The 10949-nt window shown below is 40.2% G+C and carries 11 protein-coding genes; 10 read left to right on the top strand and 1 reads right to left on the bottom strand.

The genetic code is table 11. The features are described from left to right. The 10 genes from ACEYCN_RS06015 to ftsH all read left to right on the top strand — a co-directional run. The coding region (locus ACEYCN_RS06015) for a DUF933 domain-containing protein (protein ID WP_373713394.1) at positions 1–600 on the top strand (600 nt) is incomplete at its 5' end. Between the two features lie 77 nt (positions 601–677). Beyond that, complete coding sequence (gene pth / locus ACEYCN_RS06010) at positions 678–1250, top strand: aminoacyl-tRNA hydrolase (RefSeq protein WP_373713393.1); 573 nt, start codon at positions 678–680, stop codon at positions 1248–1250. Continuing rightward, positions 1247–4741, top strand: coding sequence for a transcription-repair coupling factor (mfd, locus tag ACEYCN_RS06005; protein WP_373713392.1), 3495 nt, complete (start codon positions 1247–1249; stop codon positions 4739–4741). The genes pth and mfd overlap by 4 nt, the downstream gene beginning before the upstream one ends. A 56-nt stretch (positions 4742–4797) precedes the next feature. Beyond that, positions 4798–5070, top strand: a complete 273-nt coding sequence (locus tag ACEYCN_RS06000; RefSeq protein WP_373713391.1) for an RNA-binding S4 domain-containing protein — start codon at positions 4798–4800, stop codon at positions 5068–5070. Then, on the top strand, positions 5057–5428 hold the full coding sequence (locus ACEYCN_RS05995) for a septum formation initiator family protein (protein ID WP_373713390.1): 372 nt from the start codon (positions 5057–5059) through the stop codon (positions 5426–5428). The genes ACEYCN_RS06000 and ACEYCN_RS05995 overlap by 14 nt, the downstream gene beginning before the upstream one ends. Beyond that, positions 5425–5544, top strand: coding sequence for an SP_0009 family protein (locus ACEYCN_RS05990; RefSeq protein ID WP_373713389.1), 120 nt, complete (start codon positions 5425–5427; stop codon positions 5542–5544). The genes ACEYCN_RS05995 and ACEYCN_RS05990 overlap by 4 nt, the downstream gene beginning before the upstream one ends. 12 nt (positions 5545–5556) lie before the next feature. Then, complete coding sequence (locus ACEYCN_RS05985; RefSeq protein WP_373713388.1) at positions 5557–6837, top strand: serine hydrolase; 1281 nt, start codon at positions 5557–5559, stop codon at positions 6835–6837. After that, positions 6834–8108 carry a tRNA lysidine(34) synthetase TilS gene (gene tilS / locus ACEYCN_RS05980; protein ID WP_373713387.1) on the top strand — a complete coding sequence of 425 codons (1275 nt, stop codon included), beginning with the start codon at positions 6834–6836 and terminating at the stop codon, positions 8106–8108. Before ACEYCN_RS05985 ends, tilS begins: the two co-directional genes overlap by 4 nt. Positions 8109–8114: 6 nt before the next feature. Beyond that, a complete protein-coding gene (gene hpt / locus ACEYCN_RS05975) occupies positions 8115–8657 on the top strand; it encodes a hypoxanthine phosphoribosyltransferase (protein ID WP_373713386.1) in 543 nt (180 codons plus the stop codon). A gap of 21 nt (positions 8658–8678) precedes the next feature. Beyond that, positions 8679–10640 (top strand): ATP-dependent zinc metalloprotease FtsH, encoded by a 1962-nt coding sequence (gene ftsH / locus ACEYCN_RS05970; RefSeq protein WP_373713385.1) that lies wholly within the window; start codon positions 8679–8681, stop codon positions 10638–10640. A gap of 58 nt (positions 10641–10698) precedes the next feature. Here the strand turns inward: ftsH and ACEYCN_RS05965 are convergent. Beyond that, positions 10699–10949 (bottom strand): transposase (locus tag ACEYCN_RS05965; RefSeq protein ID WP_373713384.1); only part of this gene is annotated, 251 nt, incomplete at its 5' end.

Raw genomic sequence — 10949 nt, 5'->3', positions numbered from 1 at the left:
ATTAAACCTGTTTTGGAAGATGGAAAATCTGCTAGAACAGTCACCTTCAGCCCAGAAGAGGAAAAGATTGTCAAAGGTCTCTTCCTTCTGACCACCAAACCAGTCCTCTATGTAGCCAATGTGGATGAAGACAAGGTGGCAGACCCAGATGCTATTGACTATGTGCAACAAATCCGTGCATTTGCAGCGACAGAAAACGCAGAAGTAGTGGTCATCTCAGCGCGTGCTGAAGAAGAAATTGCAGAGTTGGATGACGAAGACAAGGCAGAATTTTTGGAAGCTATCGGTTTGACCGAATCGGGTGTGGATAAGTTGACTCGGGCAGCCTATCATTTGCTGGGACTTGGCACCTACTTTACAGCCGGTGAAAAAGAAGTGCGTGCCTGGACCTTCAAACGTGGCATCAAGGCCCCACAAGCGGCCGGAATCATCCACTCAGACTTTGAAAAAGGTTTCATCCGTGCGGTGACCATGTCTTACGATGACTTGATGAAGTATGGCTCTGAGAAGGCTGTTAAGGAAGCAGGTCGCCTTCGTGAAGAAGGAAAAGAGTATATTGTTCAGGACGGCGACATCATGGAGTTCCGCTTCAATGTCTAAGTTTTTTATTGAAAAATAGTTTAAAACCAAGGCTGAAATCAACTTTCAGTCCTTTTGGTCTTTTTGAAAGGAAAAAAATGGTCAAGATGATTGTAGGTCTGGGCAATCCAGGCAGTAAATACCATGAAACCCGTCATAATGTTGGTTTTATGCTGGTGGATATGCTTGCAAAAAGGGAAAATCTTAGCTTCACCCATGATAAGATTTTCCAAGCAGACATTGCCTCAACTTTTATTGATGGCCAAAAAATTTATTTGGTCAAGCCTACCACCTTTATGAATGAATCTGGCAAGGCTGTCCATGCCCTTTTGGCCTACTATGGGCTTGATGAGAGGAATTTATTGGTGGCCTATGATGATTTGGATATGGTAGTAGGGAAAATTCGTTTCCGTCAAAAGGGTTCGGCAGGTGGCCATAATGGAATTAAGTCCCTGATTGCCCATCTCAAAACCCAGGAATTTGACCGCATCAAGATAGGCATCGGTCGTCCAAAACCAGGAATGACAGTTGTCAATCATGTCCTGTCCAAATTTGATACGGAAGACCGTATTGAAATTGACAAAACCTTGGATAAACTTGACAGTGCTGTCAACTACTATCTGCAAGAAAAGGACCTGGAAAAGGTCATGAGAAAGTTTAATGGTCTATGAATCTAATTGAATTAATCCAGCAAAACCAGTACATTCAAAAATGGCAGCAACAACTGAATACCTCTAGTCGTCAGTTGATTTTGGGACTCTCTGGCACCAGCAAGGCCCTGGTCATGAGTTCGGCCTTTGATAGTTTGAGTGAAAAAATCATCATTTTTACTAGCAGCCAAAATGAAGCTGAAAATCTGGTTGCCAGCCTGTCTGACCTATTGGGCAGTGACTATGTTTACAACTTCTTTACAGATGATAGTCCTATCGCAGAATTTGTTTTTTCTTCCAAAGAAAAAAGGCAAACAAGGGTAGACAGTTTAAATTTTCTCTTAAATAAACAGCAATCAGGTATTCTGGTTGCTAATTTTGCTGCAGCCAAAATCCATCTTCCTAGTCCCAAAAATTACCAAGAGACAGTTAGTGAGGTTCGGCTTCAGGATGAGATTCAAGTTGACAGTCTTGTAAAGAAACTACTAGCTACTGGCTACAAAAAAGTGTCCCGAGTCCTCTCTCAGGGAGAATTTAGCCTCCGTGGGGATATCTTAGATATTTACGAAATAAACTCCGAACTTCCCTATCGACTGGAATTCTTTGGGGATGAAGTGGATGGTATTCGAACCTTTGATGTGGAAACACAGAGGTCAATAGAAAATCTAGAGACTGTGACCATCTATCCCGCCTCTGATATCATCTTGACAGAAGAGGATTTTGCACGGGCAGAAGATAGACTGAATTCCTTGCTGGAAATGGTTGACATCAGCGAGCAGAAATCCTATCTAGAAGAAGTATTATCCGATATCAAAACTGGCTACCGCCATCCAGATATCGGTAAATTCCTTTCCCTCTTTTATGAAAAAGAATGGACCCTTTTAGATTATCTACCAAAAGAGTCTCCTATCTTTTTTGATAATTTTCATAAAATCATGGACAGCCATGCCCAATTTGAGAAGGAAGTTGCGGAGTTGTTGACAGATGATTTACAAAAGTGTCAATCTCACTCCAGCCTCCAGTATTTTGTGGACACCTATTCAAAACTTAGAAAATACCAACCTTCGACTTATTTTTCTACCTTCCAGAAGGGATTGGGAAATCTCAAATTTGATGCAATTTATAGTTTTAACCAGCATCCAATGCAGGAATTTTTCAATCAAATTCCTCTTTTAAAAGAAGAATTAAATCGCTATGCTAAATCCAATTTTACAGTGATTCTTCAAGCTCAGTCAGAATCCTCTTTACAAAGTTTACAGAAAATTTTACAGGAATATGGGGTTCAAATTCCTTATAGGGATGCCAATGAATTACTTGTGGGCCAGCAGCAGGTCACCATAGGTCAGTTGGGAGCTGGTTTCCACTTCCTGGATGAAAAAATCGCCCTCATTACCGAGCGGGAAATTTTCCACAAGAAGGTCAAACGCAAAATTCGGCGCCAACATGCTAGTAATGCCGAACGCTTGCGAGACTACAACGAGTTAGAAAAGGGCGATTATGTGGTTCACCACATTCATGGGATTGGGCAATTTTTAGGTATTGAAACTATCCAAGTTTCAGGGGTCCATCGGGACTACATCACCATTCAGTACCAAAATTCAGACAGGATTTCTCTGCCTGTTGAGCAGATTGATGGGCTTTCCAAGTACATTGCCTCGGATGGCAAACAGCCCAAACTCAATAAACTCAACGATGGTCGTTTTCAAAAGACCAAACAAAAGGTCCAAAAGCAGGTGGAAGATATCGCCGAGGACCTGATCAAACTCTACGCAGAACGCAGTCAATTAAAGGGCTTTACCTTTTCAGCGGATGATGACAACCAGTTAGAATTTGACCAGCATTTCGCTTATGTGGAAACAGAAGACCAGCTTCGCTCCATTGATGAAGTGAAAAGGGATATGGAAAAAGCCTTTCCTATGGACCGCCTCTTAGTGGGAGATGTGGGTTTCGGAAAGACTGAGGTAGCGATGCGGGCCGCCTTCAAGGCTGTCAATGATGGAAAACAGGTCGCCATCTTAGTTCCAACAACAGTCTTGGCCCAGCAGCACTATGAAAACTTCATCGAGCGATTTGCAGATTTTCCAGTCAATATTGGGGTTCTCAGCCGTTTCCGAACCAAGGCCGAGCAAACAGCCACCTTGGAAAAATTGAAGAAGGGCCAGTTGGATATTATCATTGGGACCCACCGGCTCCTGTCAAAAGATGTGATTTTTGCAGATTTGGGCCTCTTGGTCATTGATGAGGAACAACGTTTTGGGGTCAAGCACAAGGAAACTCTCAAGGAACTCAAGAAAAAAATTGATGTCTTGACCCTGACAGCTACCCCTATTCCAAGGACCCTCCACATGTCCATGCTGGGAATCCGAGACCTGTCAGTCATCGAAACGCCGCCGACTAACCGCTATCCTGTTCAAACCTATGTCATGGAAACCAATCCAACCGTGATTCGGGATGCCATTCTTCGTGAAATAGATCGGGGAGGACAGGTTTACTACCTTTACAATAAAGTTGATACTATTGAAAAAAAAGTTTCGGAACTTCGTGATTTGGTGCCAGAGGCCTCCATCGCCTTTGTCCATGGTCAAATGTCTGAAATCCAATTAGAAAATACTTTATATGCCTTTATCGAAGGGGAATATAATGTTCTGGTCACAACCACCATCATTGAAACCGGTGTGGATATTCCCAATGCCAATACCCTCTTTGTCGAAAATGCCGATCACATGGGACTGTCAACGCTCTATCAGCTCCGAGGTCGTGTTGGCCGTTCCAACCGTATTGCCTATGCCTATCTCATGTACCGGCCAGACAAATCCTTGACAGAGGTTTCAGAAAAACGCCTGGAAGCCATCAAAGGATTTACAGAATTAGGTTCAGGCTTTAAAATTGCCATGCAGGATTTATCCATTCGCGGGGCTGGAAATCTGCTCGGAGCAGCTCAGAGTGGCTTCATCGATTCCATTGGTTATGAACTCTACTCCCAGCTCCTTGAGGCAGCTATTTTGGAAAAACAAGGCAAAACCAAAAAACGCCAGAAATCCAATACAGAGATGAATCTCTCTATCGATGCTTACCTCCCAAGCACCTATATCGATGATCAGCGACAAAAAATTGAAATTTACAAACGTATCAAGGAACTTGACAGTCGTGTCAACTATGAAGAACTGCAAAGTGAATTGATGGACCGATTTGGAGAGTATCCAGATGCTGTTGCCTATCTCTTAGAAATTGGCCTTCTCAAGTCCTTTTTGGACCAAGCCTTTGCCAAATCAGTTGAGAAAAAACAAGGTCAGTTGATTGTTACATTTGAAGCCATGGCTGGTCAGTTCTTCTTGACCCAAGATTATTTTCAAGCCCTATCCGCAACCAATCTCAAAGCTCGTATTTCTGAAAATGCAGGCCAGATGCAGGTTATCTTCGATGTTCGGCATCAAAAAGACTTTGAAATCCTGGAGCAATTGATGATTTTTAGCGAACAATTGGCAGCTAAAAAACTTGAAAAATCACAATAAATTGCCAGTTGAAGCCAAAACATGATAAAATAGAAGGGATTGTGAGGTGTCCAATTATGCGATTAGATAAATATTTAAAAGTATCCCGTATTATCAAGCGGAGAACTGTTGCCAAGGAAGTGGCCGACAAGGGCCGAATCAAGGTCAATGGCATCCTGGCCAAGTCCTCAACAGATTTAAAAGTAAATGACTTGGTAGAAATTCGTTTTGGCAACAAACTACTGACTGTCAAAGTCCTGGAAATGAAAGATTCAACAAAAAAAGAAGACGCACTGAAAATGTATGAAATCATCAGTGAAGTTAGGGTAGAAGCAGATGAAAAAATCTAATGTTCTCCAAATTAACAACCAGTTCATCCAAAATGAATTGCAAAAAAGAAGAAAAAATGATGATGAGAATCGTCAAAAAACCAGATTTATGGGATTGATCCTCGTTTTGGCCATCTTTTTATTCATCTTACCTACCTATAATTTAGTAGAGAGTTACAATACATTAAAGGATAAGGAAAAACAACTGGTACAACTAGAAGAGCGTTACCAAGAATTGACCCGACAGGAAAAATTGGAGTCTTCGCTAGTTACCAAATTAAAAGATGAAGAGTATGCAGCCAAGTACATTCGAGCCAAGCTGCAGTATTCAAAAGATGGTGAATTTATCTATAATATCCCGGGATTGTTGCCAAAATGACAGAAGATATTTTGCAAACAGTGGAAACTTTTTTAACTTATTCTGACGAAAAATTAGCAGAATTGTCTCAGAAAAATCAGGCTTTAAAGCTAGAGGTATCTGACCAAGAAAACTAGGAAGGAGGGAAAATGAAGAAATATCTATTGCTTTTGCTGATGCCAATTTTATTGGCAAGCGCTACAGTTGACAGCACAGAAATTGATTTTATTTTGACTAATCAAGAAAATTTCTTACTCAATGCCAAGGTGACAGATGAAACCTTCACATCTATCCCATCCAATCCTAATGTCTATTCACCAGTTGACACCTATCTTGACAGAAACTTGACACAAAAAGCTTCAACTTTAAAAGAAAATCAGGCTTTTCATATCCAATCTGTAGAGATAAATAATCAAAATCAACAAGTCTTCCTCTTGGACAATGGCCAATACCTGCTGGTGGACCTCAAGGTTATCTTTGATGACCAAATTTTAGAATCTACGACGACACAAGCAACCGTATGGTTAAAAAAAGATTTTAAGTTATATACCAATCCTATTGGAAACCAACAAAAAATAGCAAAAACTTCCTTAAAAGCATATCAATCAGTAGAGATTTCTGAAATTGTCACAACTCCAACAGATATTTATGCTAAGATTGATGGTAAAGGTTGGCTAAAGAGTACCGACATCTCCCAAGAAGATAATCGCATAGAAGCTGTTCAGGAATTACTGAATAAAAAATATGCAAAAGACAATATCGGAGTTTATGTCAAACAACTTACTAGTCAAAAAACAGCTGGAGTCAATCAAGACAAAATGATGTATGCGGCTAGTGTAACCAAATTACCAGTCCTTTACTATGTTCAGGAAAAAATTGACCAAAAAGAATATAGTTTGACAGAAGGTTTACAGTATATTGACAAGGTAACTGGTTTTAAGGGAAGCTATTCTGCTGAAGGCAGTGGTTCTTTAGGGAAAACAGCTGATAATCGTCATTACCGAATTGATGAACTAATCAATAAAACAGCAAAAGAATCGGATAATGCAGCCAGCAATCTGTTGGCCTATTACGTTACAAATCAATTTGATGCGGTCTTCTATGAAGAAATCACAGCAATTGTTGGACAAAAATGGGACATGTCATCGCGCCAGGCTTCTGCTCAAATGGCAGGTATGATAATGGAGGCCATCTATCATCAGTCCGGCTATGTTTTGGGAAGTTTACAAAATACAGAGTTTGATAATCAGCGCATTGCCCGCGATATTCCGGTTCCTGTTGCGCATAAGATCGGAGATGCCTATGACTTTCGACACGATGTGGGTGTTGTTTATACAGATTCTCCCTTTATCTTATCTATTTTCACTGACCAATCGGACTATGACACCATCTCAGAAATTGCAGATGATGTATATGAATTATTAAAATGATGAAGAAAAAATTTTTGAAAGTGGCACAAGATGGTCACTTTTTTGATAAACATAAAAAAATATTAGTCGCAGTTTCCGGCGGAAAGGATTCGATGGCTCTGCTGGATTGTTTACTGGCTACAAGGGACGAGCTTCAGTTAGAAATTGGCATCGCCCATGTCAACCACAAGCAGCGCAAGGAATCGGATGAAGAAGAAGCACATTTGAAGAGCTTTGCCCAGCAAGAAAATATTCCCATCTATACTGCAAACTATCAGGATTCTGTCTTTTCTGAAAAAAAGGCCCGCGATTTCCGTTATCAATTTTTTGAAAAAAAGATGCGAGAACATGCTTATACTGGATTGGTCACAGCCCATCATGCCGATGATCAAGCTGAGACTATCTTTATGCGCCTTCTTCGAGGCAGTCGCCTCCGTCATCTATCAGGTATTCAAGCCATTCAAAATTTTGGTCCGGGCCAATTGATTCGACCTCTTCTGTCCTTTAAAAAATCAGAACTAGAGGCTACTTTTTATTTTGAAGACAGTAGCAACAAGGAAAATACATACCTACGCAATCGTATCCGAAATAACTATCTTCCACTTTTAGAGAAAGAAAACCCACAATTTTCACATTATCTTCTGGAACTTGGTCAAGAAAATGCCCAGCTATTTCAAGCTTTACAGGACTTAACCAAAGACATCAATACAACAAGTGTGCCTATTTTCAGAAAACAAAGTCCAGCAGTTCAAGTATTTTTACTTCAGGACTATTTAGCAACATTTCCTGATTTACAGGTTAGTAAAGCTCAGTTTAAAGAAATACTGACCATCCTGCAAACCAAGTCTAATTACTATCACCCCCTAAACCACCATTATTGTCTGATAAAAGATTATAATCAGTTTGAAATTTTCAAAATCCTTCCAGAGACGGATGAAAATGAGCGAGAGTATGTGATAGAATCAGAAGGTATTTTTGAATTTGGTGGTATTATTTTCTCCCTAAACCGAGACCTGCCAAATGCCAATCAGGTTCTTTGGGTTGATAAACATCAACCAATTCGACTTAGATACCGTAAGGCTGGCGACACAATTCTTCTTAACGGTATTCAAAAAAAATTGCGACGCTACTTTATTGACCAAAAAGTCCCTGCAAAAAAACGCCAAGAAGCTATTATCATCGAGCAATATAAAACCATTCTTGGAGTGGCTAATCAGGTGACTAGTGATTTGAGTAAATCAGTAAAAAATGATATAATGAAAACCAAACTATATATAAAAACGAAAGAGTAGCTGACTATGTTAGAAAATGACATCAAAACCATTCTTATCTCTGAAGCTGAAATCATTGAAAAGAGTCGGGAACTGGGTAAAAAACTGACAGAGGAATACCAGGGGAAAAATCCCATTCTTGTTGGTATTTTAAAAGGTTCCATTCCTTTTATGGCGGAACTGATAAAGCATATTGATACCCACATTGAAACAGAATTTATGGTAGTTTCCAGTTACCACGGGGGAACAGAAAGTAGCGGTTCTGTCAAAATTATCAAGGATATTGATTCAGATGTTGCTGGTCGTGATATACTCTTTATTGAAGATATTATTGATACAGGTCGTACGTTAAAAGAACTGAGAGAATTATTTGCTTTCAGGAAAGCATCTTCCATTAAAATTGTGACCATGTTGGACAAACCAGAAGGTCGCGTGGTTGATATTGAAGCAGACTATACTTGCTTCACCATTCCAAACGAATTTGTGGTTGGTTTCGGTCTTGATTACAACGAAAATTACCGAAATTTACCGTATGTCGGAGTTTTGAAAGAAGAAGTATACTCCAATTAGAAAAAAGGTTATCAATTATATATGAACAATCAAAATAATAAAGGGTTTATTCGAAATCCTTTTCTCATTATTTTACTGCTAGCAACTATTATTACTGGTTATCAATTTTTCACTGCTGGCAGTCAAGTTGCCACCAAAGAAATCACCTATTCTGAGCTGGTTACAGCCTTAGAAGATGAAAATGTTAAATCCATTACCTACCAGCCAAACAATAGCATTATTGAAATAAAAGGTGAGTATAAAAAGGAGCAGGAAGCAAAGAATGATATTGCTTCTGCTATCAAACTTTTTCAAGTTTCATCCACAACCAAATACAAACAGTTTTCTACTATTATACTAGCATCTGATTCGACGCTTTCTAAACTTCAAGATTTGGCGGAGCAAAAAGATGTCAATGTTAAGATTATTCCGGAAAGTTCAAATGGCCTCTGGCTAAGTATCCTGCTCAACATCGTTCCTTTTGGAATCGTTCTAGTAATCTTCATGATGATGATGAATCAGGGAGGAAGTGGCGCACGTGGTGCTATGAATTTTGGGAAAAACAAGGCCAAAGCCTTGGAGCAAAACCATATCAAAGTTCGTTTTTCAGATGTGGCTGGAGCTGAGGAAGAAAAACAAGAACTGGTTGAAGTAGTTGAGTTCCTCAAGGATCCAAAACGTTTTACACAGCTTGGTGCTCGAATCCCTGCTGGTGTCCTTCTGGAGGGTCCTCCAGGAACTGGTAAAACCCTTCTGGCAAAAGCAGTGGCTGGTGAAGCTGGAGTTCCATTCTTCTCTATTTCAGGTTCTGATTTCGTTGAAATGTTTGTCGGTGTTGGTGCCAGCCGCGTTCGCTCTCTTTTTGAAGATGGTAAAAAAGCAGCACCAGCTATCATCTTTATTGATGAAATTGATGCTGTTGGCCGCCAACGTGGTGTTGGTATGGGCGGTGGCAATGATGAGCGTGAACAGACTCTTAACCAACTCTTGATTGAAATGGATGGTTTTGAAGGAAATGAGGGAATTATTGTTATCGCAGCAACTAACCGTAGCGACGTTCTTGATCCTGCCCTCCTCCGCCCAGGCCGTTTTGACAGAAAAGTCCTAGTTGGTCGTCCAGATGTCAAAGGTCGTGAAGCTATCCTCAAAGTTCACGCTAAGAATAAACCTTTAGCTAACGATGTTGATTTGAAATTAGTGGCCCAACAGACACCAGGTTTTGTCGGTGCAGATTTAGAAAATGTCCTCAATGAAGCTGCTCTTGTCGCAGCGCGTCGCAATAAAAAAGTCATTGATGCTTCAGATATTGATGAAGCAGAAGATCGTGTGATTGCTGGACCATCTAAAAAAGACCGTACTGTTTCCCAAAAAGAACGAGAAATTGTGGCATACCATGAAGCCGGACACACCATTGTTGGTTTGGTTTTGTCCAATGCGCGTGTAGTTCATAAGGTTACTATTGTTCCACGAGGTCGTGCAGGCGGTTATATGATTGCTCTTCCTAAGGAAGACCAAATGTTGCTTTCAAAAGATGATATGAAAGAACAATTGGCGGGCCTTATGGGCGGGCGCGTAGCAGAAGAAATCATTTTCAATGTTCAGACGACAGGAGCTGCCAACGATTTTGAACAAGCAACCCAAATGGCCCGTGCGATGGTCGCAGAGTACGGTATGAGTGAAAAAATGGGACCTATGCAATATGAAGGTAACCATTCTATGTTTGGCGGCTATACTACTCCAAAACATATTTCTGAACAAACAGCCTATGAACTAGATAGCGAAGTTCGTCAATTATTAAATGAAGCTCGCAACAAGGCAGCAGAAATTATTCAATCAAACCGTGAATCTCATAAACTTATCGCAGAAGCACTACTGAAATACGAAACACTGGATAGTGTTCAAATCAAAGCTATTTATGAAACAGGTAAAATGCCGGAAGTAAATGACGATGAAGATGTACGTGCCCTCAGCTACGATGAAGTGAAAGAAAAAATTTCAGACTAAATCAAAAAAATGCGCAGAAATCCTGTCAAGCCCCAGATAAAATGGACAATTAAAAAAGTTAGGTGTTTAGAAGGTATGCTTCCCTAAATTCTAAGGGAGTCATACCTTTTAATTTTTCTTGTGGTCTGTGGTAATTATACCAGTCAATGTATTCTCTGATTTGATGGGCGAGGGTTTCTCTATCCTCAGGCGGAAATAGTCTCAAGGACTCACTCTTCAAGTGGGAAAAGAAATTCTCACATGCTGCATTATCATAACAATTTCCCTTGCCAGAATGAGAAATGGTTACACCATATTGATCTAATTTTT

Source organism: Streptococcus sp., from assembly GCF_041802885.1.
Lineage (GTDB): Bacteria > Bacillota > Bacilli > Lactobacillales > Streptococcaceae > Streptococcus.
Note: the sequence above shows the minus strand (reverse complement) of the source record. Positions and strands in the feature narration are given on the sequence as shown.